The organism is Mesorhizobium sp. WSM4807 (genome assembly GCF_055811615.1).
Genome location: NZ_JBVVQY010000012.1, coordinates 168,960 through 186,310 on the forward strand (window position 1 = coordinate 168,960; position 17,351 = coordinate 186,310).

General features: G+C 63.8%; 18 protein-coding genes. 6 read left to right on the plus strand and 12 right to left on the minus strand.

Annotation, left to right across the window (positions count from 1 at the left end):
• Positions 1 to 23 precede the first annotated feature (23 nt).
• On the minus strand, positions 24 to 1,880 hold the full coding sequence (locus tag AC0L3N_RS18000) for a DEAD/DEAH box helicase (protein WP_473548872.1): 1,857 nt from the start codon (positions 1,878 to 1,880) through the stop codon (positions 24 to 26).
• A gap of 435 nt (positions 1,881 to 2,315) precedes the next feature.
• Between AC0L3N_RS18000 and AC0L3N_RS18005 the strand changes: the two genes are divergently transcribed.
• Positions 2,316 to 3,350: an aspartate-semialdehyde dehydrogenase gene (locus AC0L3N_RS18005; RefSeq protein ID WP_473548873.1), complete on the plus strand. Its 1,035-nt coding sequence runs from the start codon at positions 2,316 to 2,318 to the stop codon at positions 3,348 to 3,350.
• A gap of 185 nt (positions 3,351 to 3,535) precedes the next feature.
• Here the strand turns inward: AC0L3N_RS18005 and AC0L3N_RS18010 are convergent, their stop codons facing one another.
• On the minus strand, positions 3,536 to 3,943 hold the full coding sequence (locus AC0L3N_RS18010) for an ACT domain-containing protein (RefSeq protein WP_473548874.1): 408 nt from the start codon (positions 3,941 to 3,943) through the stop codon (positions 3,536 to 3,538).
• Positions 3,944 to 4,099: 156 nt separating this feature from the next.
• On the opposite strand from AC0L3N_RS18010, the gene AC0L3N_RS18015 reads away from it, so the two are divergent.
• The 3 genes from AC0L3N_RS18015 (at position 4,100) to AC0L3N_RS18025 (ending at position 5,957) form a co-directional block, all read left to right on the plus strand.
• Complete coding sequence (locus AC0L3N_RS18015; RefSeq protein ID WP_123148757.1) at positions 4,100 to 5,005, plus strand: bestrophin family protein; 906 nt, start codon at positions 4,100 to 4,102, stop codon at positions 5,003 to 5,005.
• Positions 5,006 to 5,129: 124 nt separating this feature from the next.
• Entirely contained in the window at positions 5,130 to 5,540 is a 411-nt protein-coding gene (locus tag AC0L3N_RS18020; protein WP_123148756.1) for a DoxX family protein, read from the plus strand.
• 153 nt (positions 5,541 to 5,693) lie between these two features.
• Complete coding sequence (locus tag AC0L3N_RS18025; protein ID WP_473485976.1) at positions 5,694 to 5,957, plus strand: YMGG-like glycine zipper-containing protein; 264 nt, start codon at positions 5,694 to 5,696, stop codon at positions 5,955 to 5,957.
• 84 nt (positions 5,958 to 6,041) lie between these two features.
• Here AC0L3N_RS18025 and rpsP read toward each other — a convergent pair whose 3' ends face one another.
• The 7 genes from rpsP to AC0L3N_RS18060 all read right to left on the minus strand — a co-directional run bounded on the left by rpsP (position 6,042) and on the right by AC0L3N_RS18060 (position 13,139).
• Positions 6,042 to 6,443, minus strand: coding sequence for a 30S ribosomal protein S16 (gene rpsP / locus AC0L3N_RS18030; RefSeq protein WP_473485977.1), 402 nt, complete (start codon positions 6,441 to 6,443; stop codon positions 6,042 to 6,044).
• A 110-nt stretch (positions 6,444 to 6,553) separates the two neighbouring features.
• On the minus strand, positions 6,554 to 6,880 hold the full coding sequence (locus AC0L3N_RS18035; RefSeq protein ID WP_095495656.1) for a chorismate mutase: 327 nt from the start codon (positions 6,878 to 6,880) through the stop codon (positions 6,554 to 6,556).
• Between the two features lie 7 nt (positions 6,881 to 6,887).
• Positions 6,888 to 8,525 carry a signal recognition particle protein gene (gene ffh, locus AC0L3N_RS18040; protein ID WP_473548875.1) on the minus strand — a complete coding sequence of 546 codons (1,638 nt, stop codon included), beginning with the start codon at positions 8,523 to 8,525 and terminating at the stop codon, positions 6,888 to 6,890.
• Positions 8,526 to 8,865: 340 nt separating this feature from the next.
• Positions 8,866 to 9,831 carry a lysostaphin resistance A-like protein gene (locus tag AC0L3N_RS18045; RefSeq protein WP_473548876.1) on the minus strand — a complete coding sequence of 322 codons (966 nt, stop codon included), beginning with the start codon at positions 9,829 to 9,831 and terminating at the stop codon, positions 8,866 to 8,868.
• A 203-nt stretch (positions 9,832 to 10,034) separates the two neighbouring features.
• Positions 10,035 to 10,634 carry a DUF1236 domain-containing protein gene (locus tag AC0L3N_RS18050; protein ID WP_473548877.1) on the minus strand — a complete coding sequence of 200 codons (600 nt, stop codon included), beginning with the start codon at positions 10,632 to 10,634 and terminating at the stop codon, positions 10,035 to 10,037.
• A gap of 63 nt (positions 10,635 to 10,697) precedes the next feature.
• On the minus strand, positions 10,698 to 11,792 hold the full coding sequence (locus tag AC0L3N_RS18055) for a zinc-binding metallopeptidase family protein (protein WP_473548878.1): 1,095 nt from the start codon (positions 11,790 to 11,792) through the stop codon (positions 10,698 to 10,700).
• Between the two features lie 99 nt (positions 11,793 to 11,891).
• The gene (locus AC0L3N_RS18060) at positions 11,892 to 13,139 is read right to left on the minus strand and encodes a flavin monoamine oxidase family protein (RefSeq protein WP_473548880.1); all 1,248 of its coding nucleotides are present in this window, start codon (positions 13,137 to 13,139) and stop codon (positions 11,892 to 11,894) included.
• A 266-nt stretch (positions 13,140 to 13,405) separates the two neighbouring features.
• Here AC0L3N_RS18060 and AC0L3N_RS18065 point away from each other — a divergent pair, with 266 nt between their 5' ends.
• A complete protein-coding gene (locus AC0L3N_RS18065; protein WP_473525907.1) occupies positions 13,406 to 14,200 on the plus strand; it encodes a lytic murein transglycosylase in 795 nt (264 codons plus the stop codon).
• Positions 14,201 to 14,421: 221 nt separating this feature from the next.
• On the opposite strand, the gene AC0L3N_RS18070 is transcribed toward AC0L3N_RS18065, so the two are convergent.
• Positions 14,422 to 15,351, minus strand: coding sequence for a hypothetical protein (locus AC0L3N_RS18070; protein ID WP_473548881.1), 930 nt, complete (start codon positions 15,349 to 15,351; stop codon positions 14,422 to 14,424).
• Between the two features lie 60 nt (positions 15,352 to 15,411).
• A complete protein-coding gene (gene leuD / locus AC0L3N_RS18075) occupies positions 15,412 to 16,017 on the minus strand; it encodes a 3-isopropylmalate dehydratase small subunit (protein ID WP_123148747.1) in 606 nt (201 codons plus the stop codon).
• A gap of 153 nt (positions 16,018 to 16,170) precedes the next feature.
• Between leuD and AC0L3N_RS18080 the strand changes: the two genes are divergently transcribed.
• Positions 16,171 to 16,596 carry a GNAT family N-acetyltransferase gene (locus AC0L3N_RS18080; RefSeq protein WP_473548883.1) on the plus strand — a complete coding sequence of 142 codons (426 nt, stop codon included), beginning with the start codon at positions 16,171 to 16,173 and terminating at the stop codon, positions 16,594 to 16,596.
• A gap of 227 nt (positions 16,597 to 16,823) precedes the next feature.
• On the opposite strand, the gene AC0L3N_RS18085 is transcribed toward AC0L3N_RS18080, so the two are convergent.
• A partial coding sequence (locus tag AC0L3N_RS18085; RefSeq protein WP_473548884.1) for an NAD(P)/FAD-dependent oxidoreductase occupies positions 16,824 to 17,351 on the minus strand: 528 nt, incomplete at its 5' end.

A 17,351-nucleotide genomic window follows, 5' to 3' on the forward strand; every position in this document is an offset into this window, starting at 1 on the left:
GCCACCTGTCAAGATCGCATAATTCAGGCCGGCCGCTTCTTCGATTTCTTGTTCTTGGCGGGTCCGGCCTTGTCGAATTTCGGCTTGCCTGCCTTACCGGCCCAAGGCTTTGCCTCGAACGCGGCAGGGCGCTGATCGGCTGACGGTGCGCGCTTCTCGAATTTGGGCGCGTTCTGGTCGAACGTCCGCTTGCCACGGTGCGGTTTCTTATCCGGTCGTGGTTCCTGATAGCCGGCCCGCGACAGGTCGGGCGTGCCGTCCAGCCGCTTCACCGCGATGTTGTTCTGCAGCTTGCGGTCGGGGCCGATCGCGTGGAGAAACCGGTCGGCCCAATCCGCCGCGATCTGCACGAAGGTTTCCTCCGGCTGCATCTTGATGGCGCCGATCTCGCGCTTGGAGATGCCGCCGGTCCGGCACAGCATCGGGATCAGCCAGCGTGGCTCGGCATTCTGCCGGCGCCCCACCGACAGCGTGAACCAGACGCTGTCGCCGAAATCGTCGCGGCGGCTTGGCGCCTCGTCGCGACGGGCGGATCTGTCGCCAGAGGACCTGTCGCCTGACGGCGTGAACGGAGCGACGTCAAGGAGATCCTCGGGCGCCGAGCGGCTGGAGCGGCACATCCGCACGAAGGCCGCCGCCACCAGTTCGGCGCCACGTTGGTCGAGAAGCGTGCTGACGAAGCCGCGCTCATCATCCGTCACAGGCTCGCTGAAGACCGGATCGGCGAGGATGCGCTCGTCATCGCGGCGCAGGACGTCGTCGGCCGAAGGCGGGCTTGCCCATGTCGCCGCAAGGCCGGCGCTTTGCAGCAGCCGTTCGGTGCGCCTGCGGGCATTGTTGGGCACGATCAGCGCGCTGACGCCTTTGCGTCCCGCCCGTCCCGTCCGCCCGCTTCGGTGCAGAAGTGTCTCCGGATTGGTCGGCAGGTCGGCGTGGATCACCAGTTCAAGATTGGGCAGATCGATGCCGCGCGCCGCCACGTCGGTGGCGATGCAGACTTTTGCGCGGCCGTCGCGCATCGCCTGCAGCGCGTGGCTGCGCTCGTTCTGGCTCAGCTCGCCCGAAAGCGCCACGACGGAAAAGTTGCGGTTGTTGAAGCGCGCGGTCAGGTGATTGACGGCGGCGCGGGTGTTGCAGAACACCAGTGCGTTCTTCGCCTCGTAATAGCGCAGCACGTTGATGATGGCGTTTTCCCGGTCGGGCTGGGCCACCCTCAGCGCCCGGTATTCGATGTCGAGGTGCTGCTTTTCCTCGCCGGAGGCCGAGATGCGTACCGCATCGCGCTGGTAGCCCTTGGCCAGCGTGGCGATGGAGCGCGGCACGGTAGCCGAAAACATCAGCGTGCGACGCTCGGCAGGGGCAGCGTCGAGGATGAATTCCAGATCCTCGCGAAAGCCGAGATCGAGCATCTCGTCGGCTTCGTCGAGCACGACTGCCTTCAGTTCAGACATGTCGAGCGAGTTGCGGGTGATGTGGTCGCGCAGCCGGCCAGGCGTGCCGACGACGACGTGGGCGCCGCGTTCCAGCGTGCGTCGCTCGGTGCGCATGTCCATGCCGCCGACGCAGGACGCTATCGCTGCGCCGGTCAGTTCATAGAGCCATTCGAGCTCGCGCGTTACCTGCAAAGCGAGCTCGCGCGTCGGCGCGACGGCCAGCGCCAGCGGTGCGGCGGCGTGGGAAAAGCGCTCGGCGCCATCGAGGAGGGTCGGCGCCAGGGCCAGCCCGAAGGCGACGGTCTTGCCGGAGCCGGTCTGCGCCGAAACCAGCGCATCGGCCTGCCCGAGCTCGAGAACCGCCTTCTGCACCGGTGTCAGCTCGACATAACCGCGTTTTTCCAGCGCCTTTGCCAGCGCAGGGACAAGTGCTTCGAAATTGGACATATGCTTCTTTCGGAATTCGGATTCTTTTATGCCCGGCAATGGGTCATCCGTCGGCGAGCGCCAGGAGCGCCACAAGCCAAACGATCCAATCGTTCGTACTTCGCGCCGCCGCCATTGTACAGGGCAAGCCGCCTCGCCGCATCGCGATTGACTCTTTACGCAAACCGCGTAAAAGCCGGCACCGAACGGGATAGTTTCGATGCGCGGCCTTTTGATGGCGCTTCTTGCATTCGACTTTCCCGGCCGCAATGCGAACCATTGGGCCGGGCGTGTCGGCGCGTCTCCTCGTTCCAGCAAAACTACGGCTAAAACGACCACTAAAACGGTCTGATTCCCTTGGCCTAACCACCCTCTGCCGGGTCCGGCCCGGGGGTTGAAACCCGCATCGGCCGGCGGGTTTTCTCCAAAACCGAGCGGAGAGGACAGGAGATTTCGATGAGTTTCAAGGTTGCAATCGTCGGCGCCACGGGCAATGTGGGCCGGGAAATGCTCAACATACTGGAAGAGCGCGGCTTTCCGGTGAGCGAGGTGGTGGCGCTGGCCTCGCGGCGCAGCCAGGGCACGGAAGTGTCGTTCGGCGACCGCACGCTGAAGGTCAAGACGCTCGACCAATATGATTTTTCCGACACCGACATCTGCATCATGTCGGCCGGCGGCAACGTCTCTAAGGAATGGTCGCCGAAGATCGGCAAGCAGGGCTGCGTCGTCATCGATAACTCGTCGGCTTTCCGCTACGATCAGGACGTGCCGCTGATCGTGCCGGAGGTGAATCCGGACGCGATTTCGCTGTTCACGCGCAAGAACATCATCGCCAACCCGAACTGCTCGACGGCGCAACTGGTCGTGGCACTGAAGCCGTTGCACGACTTCGCCACCATCAAGCGCGTCGTCGTCGCCACGTATCAATCGGTCTCCGGCGCCGGCAAGGAAGGCATGGACGAGCTGTTCACGCAGACCCGCGCCGTGTTCGTCGCCGACCAGGTCGACGTCAAGAAGTTCACCAAGCGCATCGCCTTCAACGTCATCCCGCATATCGACGTCTTCCTCGACGACGGCTTCACCAAGGAAGAGTGGAAGATGGTCGCCGAGACCAAGAAGATGCTCGACCCCAAGATCAAGCTGACGGCGACCTGCGTGCGCGTGCCGGTGTTCATCGGCCATTCGGAAGCGGTCAACATCGAGTTCGAAAAGCCGATCACCGCCGACGAAGCACGTGAGATCCTGCGCGAAGCGCCGGGCTGCCAGGTTCTCGACAAGCGCGAGGACGGCGGCTACATCACGCCGCTGGACTCGGCCGGCGAGGACGCCACCTTCATCTCGCGCATCCGCGAGGATTCGACCATCGACAACGGCCTGTCGATGTGGATCGTCTCCGACAATCTGCGCAAGGGCGCCGCACTCAACGCCGTGCAGATCGCGGAGCTGCTGATCGAGCGCGGGCTGATCCAGCCGAAGAAAAAGGCGGCATAGTTTTCGCTCACGGGCCGTATCGCCGCTGCCGCGGCGGGCCCTCCGCGGGGGCGCCGGACGACCGGCGGCCTGCGGTCGCGGGCTCGGCCTTCGGCCGGTTAGCCCCTTCTCCCCGTTTTACGGGGAGAAGGTCCCGGCAGGGGATGAGGGGCAGCGCCCACATTTCCAGACACAAGGCGCCCGCCTCACCCACGATTCTCTTCCGCCAGCTTCGTCAGTATCGCCATCGCCTCCTCCGCCCGGTCGGCCGGGACGAACAGATGGTCGTGGTAGAAGGCCGAGACCGGATTGACGCCCATGCCGGCGGCGGCAAGACGCGTGGTGATGGCGGCGAGAAAGCCTACCGCCTCCAGCGACGAATGGATGTTCAGCGTCACCATGCGGCAGCGAAACACGATCTCCAGGCCAGCGGCCTTGGCTTTCTCCTCTAGCGCGATCACCGTCGTGCCCTCGCGCTCGCGAAACAGCATCACTGGCTCAAAGGCGTCTGGTACGGGCGCATCGGGCGGCAATGTGGCGAAGACGTGGACGCCGGGACGCAATTCCGGCGTCATCGTTGCCAGCAGTTTCTTCAGATCGGTCTCGCCGGCCATTGATTGCTCCCGAATGTCTTGCGGATTTTCGATAACGTGCTCGGGCCCAGGCCGGCAAGACGACATCGCCATGTCGCTGGCGGCTGGGCTTATGCGTGTATTGCGTCAAACAATGGAACCGATCAGGATCATTGCCGGTCCGTGAAAGGGGTTTCGATGATCGTTCGCCCGCGCCCGGGATTCTTGCATCTGTTCTTCATCATGCGCGGCTCGGTGGTGCCGCGCATCCTGCCGCAGATCTTCGGCTTCGGCGTCTATGGCGCGCTGGTGGTGCTGGCGGTCAGAGCGCTGAAGCTCGACCTCGGCAATGCCGGCCCCGCGCCGTTCGCCTTGCTCGGTGTGGCGCTGTCGATCTATCTCGGTTTCCGCAACAATGCCGCCTATGACCGCTGGTGGGAAGCGCGCAAGCTGTGGGGTCAGCTTGTCTTCGACATTCGCAATCTGGCGCGCGCCAGCACCGGGCTGATCGAAAACCGGGCGGAACTGCGCGGCCTGCTGATGGAGGCGATGGCCTTCTGCCACTTCCTGCGCGGCCTGCTTCGGCGGGTGGACGCAACGTCGGACGCACGCGCGTTCATCGGCGACGAAGCCGAAAGTGCCGCCAAGGCGGCCAACGCGCCCGACGCCATGGTGCGGCGGATGGGCGAGCGAGCCGCCGCACTATACAGGGCCGGGGCGATCGACGTCATGGGCTACCGCATCCTCGACGAGCGCCTGGCTGAAATCGCCGCAGCGCAGGCCGGCTGCGAGCGCATTATGGGAACACCGCTTCCGTTTGCCTACACGCTGCTCCTGCAGCGCACCGCCTATATCTTCTGCCTGCTACTGCCGTTTGGGCTCGCCTCGACTGCCGGGTGGGCGACGCCGCTGTTCACGGCGCTGATCGCCTACACCTTCTTCGGCCTCGACGCGCTTTCGGAGGAACTCGAGGACCCGTTCGGCACCGAGGCCAACGATCTCGCCCTCGACGGCCTGTGCCGCGTCTGTGAAATCTCGGTGTTCGAGGCGCTCGGCGAGGCGCCGCCAAAAATGATCCCCGCCGAAAAATACTATTTTTCCTAGGGTTTGTTCCCACGCGTATGGCAGCGCCGTGTGCTCAAAAGATCGTAGGCGTGTCGGATCGCCGCCTCACGCCGCGTCCTTGGTTCGACCCTCGCCAAGAGGGCTCGAAACAACCGGAGGACCAATGACCATGTCTCAAACAGCATCCGTCACGCCGGGCGCGCTGTGGACCGGCCGAGGGCTCAGCGCCCTCATCGTGCTGTTCATGATCTTCGACGGCGTCATCAAGCTGCCGCCGCTCGATGTCGTCACCCAGACCATGGTGCAGCTCGGCTGGCCAGCCGATCCCAATGTCTCGCGCATGCTCGGCATCATCGGACTGGTCTCGACCGCGCTCTATGCGGTGCCACGCACCTCGGTGCTTGGCGCCATCCTGCTCACCGCCTACCTCGGTGGCGCCATCGCGACGCATATACGTATCGGCAGCCCGCTGTTTTCGCACACACTGTTCGGCGTCTATCTCGGCTTCATCTTGTGGGGTGGCCTTTTCCTGCGCAACCCCAGGATGCGATCGCTGATCCAGTTCAACCGATAGCGGCGACTTCAAAAGCCGTTCGATGGCGGTCACGCCGCCAGAGAAGGCGCCGTCTGCCGCCGCCCTTCTTCTTTGTCTTTGGATCAAATCGCCCGGTTGCGAGTTAGAAGATGTGGCGGCGAGGACGGAAAACCCCGGTTGAGAGGAACGACGATGAAGAAACTGGTAATCCTGATGGTACTGGCAACCTCGCTCGCAGCCTGTTCCCGGACAGAACAGGGCGCTGCGGTCGGCGGCCTGGGTGGCGCGGCGGTCGGTGCTGCAGTGGCCGATGACGCAGTTGAAGGTGCGGTGGTCGGTGGTGCTGTCGGCGCCCTCGCCGGCGCACTGATCGGTCGTGCTACCGAACCCGGCCGCTGCCGCTACCGGGATCGCTATGGCCGCGTATACATCGCCCGTTGCCCGCAGGGCTATTGAACAGGCGCGGCCTCCCTCACGGGCATGCCCTGAAAAGACAACGGCGGGCAATGGCCCGCCGTCTTCATGACCGATAAAGGTCGACTATTCGGCGGTCGCGGCTTCCGCCTCGGCCGGCGCGGCGGCCGCGGCGGCAACAGCGGCGGCTGCATCGTCCTGCGCCTTCCTCAGAAGTGCGGCGCGTTCCTGCGCCTTCTTGCCGGGCTCGGCCTTCTTCGGGTTGGAGCGGGTCTCACGCTTGGCGATGCCGGCCTCATCGAGGAAGCGCAGCACGCGGTCGGTCGGCTGGGCGCCGTGCGAAAGCCAATGCTTGACGCGGTCGGCGTCGACCTTGACCCGCTCGCCGTCCTTGGGCAGCAGTGGGTTCCACGAGCCGAGCGACTCGATGAAACGGCCGTCGCGCGGCGAACGGGCGTCGGCGACGACGACGTGGTAATAGGGACGCTTCTTCGAGCCCGCACGGGACAGTCGGATTTTCAGTGGCATTTTCTTTCTCCTAAAATTCTGATTTTCGTTGATCGGGGTTATGACTGTTGTCTTTATGCATGTCGTTGTCCCAAAACCGCTGCGCACTTTTGGGCGACATGCACTGGTCCTCAGCCGGTTTTCGTTACGCCGTTGGATGCGGCGATATGCTCGTGATGCCGGATCACTTCACGGACGACGAAGTTCAGGAATTTCTCCGCGAAATCCGGGTCGAGATGGGCGTCCTTCGCCAGTTGGCGAAGGCGGGCGATCTGCTGCTGCTCGCGTGCCGGATCGGCCGGTGGCAGGCCATGCGACGCCTTCAGTTCGCCGACCGCCTTGGTGCAGCGGAAACGCTCGGCCAGCATGTGGATGAGCGCTGCGTCGATGTTGTCGATCGAGGCGCGGTAGTCGACCAGCGCCGCACGTGCGTCGGCCATGTCCTTTTCTTCGTTCATCGCGCCCTCACTTCTTCTTGCCGGGGCCGTTCTTGCCAAGCATTGGCAGACCGCCGCCAGATCCCGGCAAACCAGGAAGCTTCATGCCGCCGGGCAGCCCAGGCAGGCCACCGCCACCTGCAAGGCCAGCGGGCAGGCCCTTCATGCCGCCGAGACCGGCTGCCTGCGCCTGCTTCTGCAAGGCTTCGAGCTGCTTGGGGTCCATCTTGGACAGGTCCGGCATGCCGCCGCCCATCATGCCGCCCGGGCCACCCATGCCTCCCATGCCGCCTGGCATCATGCCGCCGAGGCCCATCTTCTGGGCCAGGCCGCCCATCATGCCGCGCATCAGGCCACCGCCTTTGCCCTTGCCGCCCATCGCCTTCATCATGTCGGCCATGCCGCGATGCATCTTCAGGAGCTTGTTGATCTCGGCCGCATCGGTGCCGGAGCCGGCGGCGATGCGCTTCTTGCGCGAGTGCTTCAGAATATCGGGGTTGGCGCGCTCGGCCTTGGTCATGGACGAGATGATGGCGAGCTGGCGGCCGAACATCTTGTCGTCGAGACCGGCGGCAGCCATCTGGTCCTTCATCTTGCCCATGCCCGGCATCATGCCCATGATGCCGCCCATGCCGCCCATCTTCGACATCTGCTGAAGCTGGCCGGCAAGGTCGTTCAGGTCGAACTTGCCCGACTGCATCTTCTTGGCCATCGCCGCCGCCTGCTCGGCGTCGATGTTTTCGGCAGCCTTTTCGACCAGGCTGATGATGTCGCCCATGCCGAGGATGCGGTCGGCGATGCGCTTGGGATGGAATTCCTCCAGCCCGTCCATTTTTTCGCCGGTGCCGATCAGCTTGATCGGCTTGCCGGTGACGGCGCGCATGGAAAGTGCTGCACCACCACGGCCGTCGCCGTCCATGCGGGTCAGCACCAGGCCGGTGATGCCGACGCGCTCATCGAAGCTTTTCGCCAGATTGACGGCGTCCTGGCCGGTCAGCGAATCGGCGACCAAAAGGATTTCGTGCGGCGACGACACCTTCTTGATGTCGGCCATCTCGACCATCAGCGGCTCGTCGATATGGGTGCGGCCGGCGGTGTCGAGGATGACGACGTCATGGCCGCCGAGCTTTGCCGCCTGCACGGCGCGGCGGGCAATGTCGACCGGCGTCTGGCCCTCGACGATCGGCAGCGTGGCGACCTTGACCTGCTCGCCGAGTTGACGGAGCTGCTCCTGCGCGGCGGGACGCCGCGTGTCGAGCGAGGCCATCAGGACCTTCTTGTTCTGACGCTCGGTGAGGCGCTTGGCGATCTTGGCCGATGTCGTCGTCTTGCCGGAGCCCTGCAGGCCGACCATCATGATGACGACCGGAGCCGGCGCATTGAGGTCGATGGCGACGCCCTCGGCGCCCAGCATCTCGACTAGCTCGTCATGGACGATCTTGACGACCATCTGGCCGGGCTTGATCGACTTCAGCACGGCGGCGCCGACGGCTTTGTCGCGCACCTTGTCGGTGAAGGAACGCACCACTTCCAGCGCCACGTCGGCCTCGAGCAGCGCACGGCGCACCTCGCGCAGCGCCGCCGCGACATCGGCCTCGGACAGGGCACCGCGGCCGGTAAGGCCGTTCAGGATGGAGCCAAGGCGCTCCTGAAGGGATTCAAACATCTGTCTTCCTTCAATCTCGGTTCGGGTTCGATCCGAGAGGTAATGCGTTCGCGCCCAGTATCCAACTCAAAGCCAGCCCAAACAAAGCCAGCCCGGGCAAAAGCCCAAAGCCAAAAAGCACCCGGGGGCGCACAGCGCTGCCGGATGTTGGCCTCCAGGATCGATTTACAGCACGTCACCTCAAAGAGGCTTCGGCGTCCCGGTCGGCTTGCTCGGAGGGATACTCGTCGCGGAATTCGCAGCGTGTAGACAGGAAATCGGCCGCGGAGTCAAGGTGCGGGGCCGAATACGCTGAACCGGGCCGGTTCGGTTTATGGCAGCACCACCAGCGTGATGCGCATCAGCTTGGGCCGCCGGCGTGCGAAATATCCGGCCCGACCTTCAGCGGCGAGCGCGGATGCAGCAGCAGCAGAACAGTCAACAGGGTGCAGACGATGCCGATCGCCGCGATGAGGACGGCATCAAGCGTCGTCCAGCCGGGGCCTTCGAGCGGCTTGGCGTTGAACAGGGCGAAGGAATTGTAGCTCTGCTGGTGCGAAATCAGCAGGAAGCCGGTCAGATTGTTGCCGAGATGGGCGCCGAAGGCCGCGCCGAGGTTGCCCGTGGCATAGACCACAAGCGTCAGGAGCAGCGCAAAAGCAGCGATCGAGGCTAGCACGCAGGCGTTGATGGCGGCCGTCGAGCTTGGGCTCCAATGCATCGAAGTGAACAGAAGCGCTGGCAGCAATGCCCAGATGAAGGGGTTTTGAAACCGGTTGGCCAGGCCCCTGAGAAGATAGCCGCGAAACAGCAACTCTTCGGACGAGGTCTGCAGCAAGGCCAGCGCAGCGATCGGGATCAGGAACAGCAGCCAAGACGACAGGCCGATCGCACCGCGTGCAATCTCGGGCTGCAAGAGATAGAGCAGGATTTCGGAGAGCAGCGATGTGATCAGCACCGCGGCCAATCCCCTAAGAAATCCCGAGCGCGAAACGCGGTGGCTGGTGCCGATCAGCGCCATCAGCGGTTCGCAATGGACCCAGCGCATGGCAGCCCACAGGCCGAGCCAGATTCCGGCGAACGAGGCGAGCGCGGCGAGGATCCCGGCGGGCGAGGCCATGAAATTCTGCACCGCCCCTCCTTCCATCGGGGTGCCAGACGATGCCTGCCAGATAACAAAAAGATAGGCGCCGCCGAACAGCACGGCGATGGTTGTCGCGACCCAGAACAGGACGACGATCGCCGTTCCGAGCAGGAGCCGCGGCAGGGTCGTCTTGGCGCTGGGAGAGCGCCGATAATGCTCGAAGGCGGCAGGGTCTGATATCACGCGGGTTCCTTGCCTGATGCATCGGGTCGCATGATCTAGAGCATCGGACCCAAAAGTGGAACCGGTTTTGGGAAAATCCGATGCTCGAACAAAAGGCTGGAGCGGCGGGCACGCCGCTCCAGCACGAAGCTCAGGTTAACGATATCGGACAGAGGCGGTCGCCGCTGGCTCTTGCCGGGCGGCCGCCTGATTGCTTGCTGATGTCAGCGCTCGACGTACATGATGCGTCGGGTGCCGGGATCGACCAGTGCCGGCTGACCGTTCACATAGACATAGCGGTAGTCATAGTCCGGAATCTCGCGCAACTCGACGGTATCGGGCAAGGTCGCGCCGGTAACCACCTCGCCCTCGAGATAGACCGGGTCGACCCGGTTGGTCTCGATGTAGGTGCGAACTTCGGCCGGCGGCCGCCTGATCGGCTCGATCGGCTCGCCAGCGACGATCGCTCCGGTATAGGTTTCGGGATAGTCGACGTCGGCGGGCGCCTCGACGATGGTAATGTCTGCGGCGGCCGGGCGCCGGGTCAGGACGACCTCGTTGCCGCCGAAATCGGCCGTCACATAGTCGGAATAGATCCAGCCCTGGCCATTGGCCTCGGCTATGGTGCACCATTTGCTGTTTTGGATGCAGCCATCGAGCGTTGCCGACTGGCCGGCGGCGAGCACGCCGATGACCGGGTATTGCGGGCCTGGGCCGGCGCGAATGTTGAGATCGGCGACCGCCGAAACGGCGGTATCGGCCAAGGCTGTGCCCGACATGGCGACAAGCGCTCCGGCGACAGCAGGAAATAGTATGCGCTTCATGGTTTCGCTCCGTTTTGATGGTCCCTCGCGAACGAAAACGAAACAACGCCTCATGCGTTCCGGCTAAAACGCCTCGGCCGGCTCACGTTTTGTTCCGGTTTCTTTCACTACACCGGTCAGGAGATCGTGGACGAAGGCCAGCTTCTGCGCCGTCACCTCCGAGATGACGAAGGGATAGAGGTCGGGCAGGCCCATGCAGCGGTTGATCGAGTTGGACGCTTCCGACAGCACCAGCCAGCGGGCCAGGATCTTTTCGAAGGCTTCGGGAACGGCGGCAGGTTCTGACGGCGCCGGTTGCAGTTCGCCGCCGGTGTCACCCGGCGACAGTTCGTTGGCCTCCACTGTTTCCAGCCGGCCGAGCGGGAAATTCAGCGCATGCACCATCTCCAACGTATCGGTGATGTGCAGATGGTGCGCCCATGTCTCGGCCCAGTCCTCCCAGGGATGGGACGTGGCATAGGCCGAAATGTGGCCCTGCTGCCAATCGGGCGGCGCGCCATTGGCATGGTAGGCCTTCAGCGCCTGCTCATAATCGGTGCGCTCGTCGCCGAACAATGCACGGAAGGCGGCAAGCCGTTGCGGGTCGTCGCGGATCAGGCGGTCCCAGAAATAGTGGCCGAGCTCGTGGCGGAAATGGCCGAGCAAAGTGCGGTAGTTCTCGCCCATCTCGACGCGCCGTCTTTCGCGCTCGGCCGAGTCCGCCTCGGCGAGATTGAGTGTGATCAGGCCGTTGTCATGGCCGGTCAGGATACGCTCGCCACCCGGACCGCCGATCGGATCGGCGAGGAAGTCGAAGGCGAGGCCGGCCTCGTCGCCGGCGTTCTGCTTGGGTGCGACCGGCAGTCCGGCGGCGAGCAGCGAATAGATTGCCCGCTTCTTTGCCGCTTCGACGCGGATCCAGCGACGGCGGTTGCCCTCGACCGAAAGGTCGGGGATCAACTGATTCAGCACGCAGGCGCGGCAGAAGGCATGGCCAGGTTCAGCCATCCAGTTGCAGGCGCACTCGTCGGCATTGGTGCACTGGAAAACGCCGCCGGCGCCGGACAACACGAAGCGCGCATGCCCGGGATCGTAGAGCACGGAGCTGGCGCAGTTCAGGCACTGGGCGTTCTCGAAATAGAGGCGGTGGCCGCAATGCGGGCAATCGAAGAGCTTCATACCAATCTCAAATCACCAGGTCTCAAATCATCAGCCCGGATATAGTGCGGAGCGGCATATCGCCCAAACGCCTGTCGGCGGCCGGCGTTCCTGCCGTTGCTATTTTGCCGCAAGCTGGGCGGCGACCGTTCTCGCCACCGCCTCGCCCGATAGCCTGGCGCCGCCGCAGGTTTGCATCAGCGGACCGGCCAGATGCTCGCCGGCGAAGAAGATTTTTTCCGCCACCGGCTGCATCAGCGTGGCGCGCGCCTGCGAACGGCCGGGTCGGGCCGCCGCATAGGCGCCGCGCACGAACCGCTCGCCGCCCCAATTGGTCATCATGGCGCGCCCGACATGTTTTCGCACGTCACCGCCGAAGATGGCGCACAGCCGGTCGACGACGAAGTCGACGCCTGCCGCCTCGCCCGCCGCCGACATCTCCCAGGCAAAATCGCCGCCGACGAAGCCGACCATCAGGTCGAGGTCGAAGGGAAAGCAAAGGAAGTAGATGTCGTGCCTGGCCAGCCGCTCGATCAGCAGGTCGTCGAAGGGCGCCAGCCCGAGCCTTGTGCCCGTGATTTCAACCGGCAGCTTGGTCAGCATGCCCATCGGCAGGTCGAAGAAGGCAGCGAAATGCGTGTCGGGCAGCGCCGGCGCGAATTCGACCTCCTCGAAGGCGAGCACCGCCGGCGAGGCGGTGACGATGGCCGCCTTGGCGCGGATGGTGCCGCGATCGGTGACACAGGCGACGCCCGGCACGTCCCAGAGGATTTTCCGCACCGGCGTCGACAGCTCGACCGGCACGTCGGCGCCGTAACGGGCGACCAGTGCGCCGAACCCCTCCTTGGTGAAATAGTTCGGCTCGAGATCGGCGGCGGCCTGAAAGTCGCGGATCGAGATCTCGTCCTCGTCGGCGCCAAAGTCCATCGGCCCGGCAAAGGTGGCGGCGGCGCGCGGCGCATGGCCCCTGGCGAGCAGGGCCGAAAGACGGTCGTCGTCGCCAACCTTGACCTGATGTGCCGCCAGCAACTCGAACAGCCTGGTATCAGCCGCTTTCATCGCGGCCTCTTCGTCCTCGCTCGCCTTTCGGTTGCGATAATAGAGATGATCGGCATTCATGTCGTGATGATGAAGCGTCCAGCGGGCGGCTTGCGCCTCGGGAAAGTAGGGATTGCGATCGGCCGCGTGCAGCCAGGCGCAGCCGATGTCGAAAGGGGTGCCGAAATGCTGATCGCTGGTCCAGGCGCGGCCGCCGATACGGTTCATCGCTTCGACCAGCTTGAAGGAAAGGCCAGCTGCACGCAGGGTCTTGGCAGCGGAAAGTCCCGCCGAGCCGGCGCCGATGACCACGACGTCAACGTCTTCCATGAATATTCTAGCCCCCCGCCACAATAATTACTTGATCGTAAGCAAGTTGTCCGGCATTCGCCAGCCCTGTGGCGGCGATGCGTAAACGAGTTCTTAGCGCATCGGCTCGAAAATCGGTTCCGATTTTCGGAAAGCACGATGCGCAGATTGTAAAGTGTTGGAACGTACTGCGTCCAAGTGGGCGCACGTTGCTCCATCAGTGACAACCGGGCGTTTCGCTGGCAAATTCGTATTTGGGACAAGATCCAGGCAACCAGGAGAGAAACATGGCATTTTTTGCCAAGGGAAAGATTTTCGCGGCGGCAGCATTGATGATGCTTGCGGCGGCAACAGCGGCACAGGCCGCCCAGTGCGGCAATACTGGCGCGGGCTTCGAAGCGTGGAAGGCTGAGTTCGCCTCGGAGGCTAGAGCCAACGGTGTAGGCTCGAAGGGTCTGGCCGCTCTGGCTAACGCGACCTACGCAAAAAGGACGATCGCCGCCGACCGCGCTATCCACAAGGCTTTCAGCGGCTCGGTGGAAGCTTTCATGAAGCGCCGTGGCGCGTCCACCATCATTTCCAAGGGCCGTTCGCTGAAGAAGTCGAACGCGGCGCTGTTCGACAAGATCGAGGGAACCTACGGCGTGTCGCCGGGTGTGTTGCTCGCCATCTGGGGCATGGAGACCGGCTTCGGTTCCTCCATGGGCAACCAGAATACCGTCTCTGCCATTTTAACGCTTGCCTATGATTGCCGCCGCCCGGAGTTCTTTTATCCGCATGCCATTGCAGCCCTGAAGCTGGTTGATCGCGGAGCGTTGAGCGCGTCGTCGGTCGGTGCCGCGCATGGCGAGATTGGCCACACGCAGTTCCTGCCCGGAAATGTTTTGAAGTATGGAGTCGGCAACAAAAATCTGCGCGACAAGAGCACTGCGTTGGCTTCCACCGCCAACTTCCTCAAGGGTCATGGTTGGCGGGCCGGCGGGAGCGCGCAGGCGAATATGGGCGCAATTGCTGGCTGGAATTCCGCGAGCGTCTATCAACAGGCCATCGCCCGCATGGCCACGGCGATCGATGGCGACTGATGGAAATCTCTATTCGACGGAAAACTCGGCCATGCGCCGGGCCTTTTTGTTGATGCTCTAATGCATGTCGCCCAAAAGTGCGCAGCGGTTTTGGGATAGCGACATGCATAAAAACAAGAACTTAAAGCGCGTCGCGTGAATCCTTTCAGACGCAACGCGCTTTAGGGTTACGACTGCCGCCGCTCGGCCCCGCCTCGGGAAGAAGGCACGAAGCAGAGAAGCTAATTCGGCGAGCCGAGCGCCTTGTCCATCGCTTCCCTGACCTCGGCGGGCCACGTGTTCACAGCTGGCCACGCGTCCGGCTCGGGCTTGTCGCCCCGGCGGGCGAAATAGAGCTTGTGGTTGGCCGGGTCGACCGCCATGAAGCCGTCATTGCCACCGCAATTGTGCGGCACGCAGCCGCTGGCATAGAAGGCGCCCGAGGCGGTTTTCTCGGTGCCGCCGCCGACCAGCAGGCTGGTCGCCATCTCGGGCATCTCCTTGCCGAGCAGCGTCTCGGCCAGCCTGTAGACGGCCTCGTTGTGGAAAGCGGCGACGATGTTGTCGTATTTCGACGGATCGACGTCTTTCCAGTCAGTGCCGGGCTCCGGCATATAGGTGAGATTGCCGGAAATCGTCAGCCCGTCCGTCGGCGACCATTGCAGCGCCGGCTTGGAAACGCCCGGCAGCAGATAGGGCACGAAATAGATGGCGCTGTCGGAGATCGCAGCCGGCGGTGCGCCGCATTCATCCTGCTCGACCGTGATGCTCTGGATGGTGCCGCCTTCTGGCTTCCAGACGATCACCGTGGCCGGGCCGCACTGGTTGCCGCCATCGCCGACATCGACCAGCGCGACGTTGACCCCGCCGACCTTGACGATCTTGTCGAAGGACACCTCGTAATTGCTGGCCAGCTGCTTGCCGTCATAGGCCAGCACCTTCTCGCCATACTCTTCCTGCTGGGTGATGGTCAGCTGCCCACTCTCGAACGGGACCGGTGCTTGGCTGTCATCGTCGGCTAGGGCCGCATTGCTCGACGCGCCCAGGTCGGCGGCCCGGCCGGACGCATCGTCAGCCGGCACGAGCACCATGTCGGTCTGTGCATGCGCGCCAGCCACCGGCATCAGAATCCACGCCAGCGCGCAGGCGCCGGCAAGAAGCGAACGTGTCATGACTGTCCCTCAGTTCAGCCGCCACGAACCCGGCCTGTCGCGGCCGGGTCATCGTACCGCTCAGGCCCAGGGGCGCTCAGCGGCGTTCTTCTTCTCGAACGAGGCGATAGCGTCGGCCTTCTCCATGGTCAGGCCGATATCGTCGAGCCCGTTGAGCAGGCAGTGCCGCTTGAAGTCGTCGAGGTCGAACTTGACCACGCCGCCGTCCGGTCCGCGGATTTCCTTGGCTTCGAGGTCGACCGACACCGTTGCGTTGGAACCGCGCGAGGCGTCGTCCATCAGCTTCTCCAGATCCTCGGGGCTGACGGTGATCGGCAGGATGCCGTTCTTGAAGCAGTTGTTGTAGAAAATGTCGGCGAACGAGGTCGAGATGACGCAACGGATGCCGAAATCGAGCAGCGCCCACGGCGCGTGCTCGCGCGAAGAGCCGCAGCCGAAATTGTCGCCGGCGACCAGGATCTGCGCCTTGCGATAGGCCGGCTTGTTGAGCACGAAGTCCGGATTTTCCGAACCGTCGTCCTTGTAGCGCATTTCGGCGAACAGTCCGCTGCCGAGCCCGGTGCGCTTGATCGTCTTGAGATAATCCTTGGGGATGATCATGTCGGTATCGACATTGACGATCGGCATCGGCGCGGCAACGCCGGTGAGCTTGGTGAATTTTTCCATGGTCTTTGCCCGTCTTCTTTTCGCTGCGGGGATGTGTTGGCGCCCGGTTTACACAAAGCTGCGGGCAAATAAAAGGCGGCTGTTTTGGGCTGGCCCTGGTCCTGGAGCACAGGCCGCTTCAAAGTTGCCGCCCTATGGTGCACCTTGGCCGGCATGACAACACGTCCCAAAGTCCTCTACGCCAGCGAACCGACCCTCGACGCAGCCGAGTTCCGCCGCGTGCTGGTGGAATCCGGCCTCGGCGTCACTCGGCCCATCGATGACGACGTTCGTCTGAAGGCGATGCTTGCCAATGCAGATCTGGTGTTGACGGCGCGCCTCGATGCGCCTGGCAAGCCGCTGATTGGCCTCGCCCGAGGCATCACCGACTTCTCATGGGTGTGCTATATTTCCGAGCTCGCCGTTTGCAAATCGGCGCAGGGGCTCGGCATCGGCAAGAGCCTGCTCGACGAAGTGCGGCGGCAGCTCGGGCCATCCGTCGCCATCTCACTGATTTCGGTGCCCGACGCCGTCGGCTTCTACGAACGGATCGGCATGGCGCGCATGGCCGACGCGTTCTGGTTCGGCCGCGAGCGCTGACGGCTCGCCTGTCGCGATCCTTCGCGCCCCCCTCTGTCCTGCCGGACATCTCCCCCACACGGGGGGAGATTAGCAGTTTCAGCGCCCGCTCGCCCTGCGACGAAGGAGGTTGGCGAAAGCGGTGGTGACAGCCAATCTCCCCACTCGTGGGGAGATGTCCGGCAGGACAGAAGCGGGGCGCTGTCCCTCCAGCATCAGAAATCGCGGAGCGATCGCCGCCTTTCCCTTCAAATCACATTCAACTCCCGAAACGCCCGCCCCTCGGCGACACGGCTGTACCCAAACGCCGAGCAGTCCACCGTGCGGTAGCCGCCATGTACGATCAGCTCGGCCAAAGCCTTGCCGACCGCCGGCGCCTGCTGCAGGCCGTGGCCGGAAAAACCGTTGGCGAAGAGGAAATTCCTGACCTGCGGATGCGGGCCGACCACCGCGTTCTGGTCGAGCGTGTTGTAGTCATAATGGCCGACCCAGGCGCGCGTCGGCTTGATTGCCTCGAAGGCGGGAATGCGGGTGGCCAGCACCGGCCAGATCACCTCTTCGAACAGCGGCCAGTCGGGCTCGAAATCGCTGGGATCGGCAGGGCCGTCGCCCTCTTCCGGCTCGCCGCCGCCGGTGATGTAGACCGAGCCTTCCGGCCTGACATAGATACCTGAGGGATCGACCAGCAGCGGCATGTCATCATATTTCTCGCGCGCCTCGAAGATGAAGACATTGCGCTTGCGCGGCTCCACCGGCAGCGCCAGTCCGGCCATTGC

Excerpts from the sequence above, each read along its gene's own strand:
- AC0L3N_RS18015 (WP_123148757.1), top strand. The coding sequence starts at position 4,100 with ATGATCGTTCGCCCGCGCCCGGGATTCTTGCATCTGTTCTTCATCATG.
- leuD (WP_123148747.1), bottom strand. The coding sequence starts at position 16,017 with ATGGAAAAATTCACCAAGCTCACCGGCGTTGCCGCGCCGATGCCGATC.
- AC0L3N_RS18080 (WP_473548883.1), top strand. The coding sequence starts at position 16,171 with ATGACAACACGTCCCAAAGTCCTCTACGCCAGCGAACCGACCCTCGAC.
- AC0L3N_RS18010 (WP_473548874.1), bottom strand. The coding sequence starts at position 3,943 with ATGGCCGGCGAGACCGATCTGAAGAAACTGCTGGCAACGATGACGCCG.
- ffh (WP_473548875.1), bottom strand. The coding sequence starts at position 8,525 with ATGTTTGAATCCCTTCAGGAGCGCCTTGGCTCCATCCTGAACGGCCTT.
- AC0L3N_RS18000 (WP_473548872.1), bottom strand. The coding sequence starts at position 1,880 with ATGTCCAATTTCGAAGCACTTGTCCCTGCGCTGGCAAAGGCGCTGGAA.
- AC0L3N_RS18025 (WP_473485976.1), top strand. The coding sequence starts at position 5,694 with ATGAAGAAACTGGTAATCCTGATGGTACTGGCAACCTCGCTCGCAGCC.
- AC0L3N_RS18070 (WP_473548881.1), bottom strand. The coding sequence starts at position 15,351 with ATGACACGTTCGCTTCTTGCCGGCGCCTGCGCGCTGGCGTGGATTCTG.
- AC0L3N_RS18005 (WP_473548873.1), top strand. The coding sequence starts at position 2,316 with ATGAGTTTCAAGGTTGCAATCGTCGGCGCCACGGGCAATGTGGGCCGG.
- AC0L3N_RS18020 (WP_123148756.1), top strand. The coding sequence starts at position 5,130 with ATGACCATGTCTCAAACAGCATCCGTCACGCCGGGCGCGCTGTGGACC.
- AC0L3N_RS18065 (WP_473525907.1), top strand. The coding sequence starts at position 13,406 with ATGGCATTTTTTGCCAAGGGAAAGATTTTCGCGGCGGCAGCATTGATG.
- rpsP (WP_473485977.1), bottom strand. The coding sequence starts at position 6,443 with ATGCCACTGAAAATCCGACTGTCCCGTGCGGGCTCGAAGAAGCGTCCC.
- AC0L3N_RS18035 (WP_095495656.1), bottom strand. The coding sequence starts at position 6,880 with ATGAACGAAGAAAAGGACATGGCCGACGCACGTGCGGCGCTGGTCGAC.
- AC0L3N_RS18050 (WP_473548877.1), bottom strand. The coding sequence starts at position 10,634 with ATGAAGCGCATACTATTTCCTGCTGTCGCCGGAGCGCTTGTCGCCATG.
- AC0L3N_RS18060 (WP_473548880.1), bottom strand. The coding sequence starts at position 13,139 with ATGGAAGACGTTGACGTCGTGGTCATCGGCGCCGGCTCGGCGGGACTT.
- AC0L3N_RS18055 (WP_473548878.1), bottom strand. The coding sequence starts at position 11,792 with ATGAAGCTCTTCGATTGCCCGCATTGCGGCCACCGCCTCTATTTCGAG.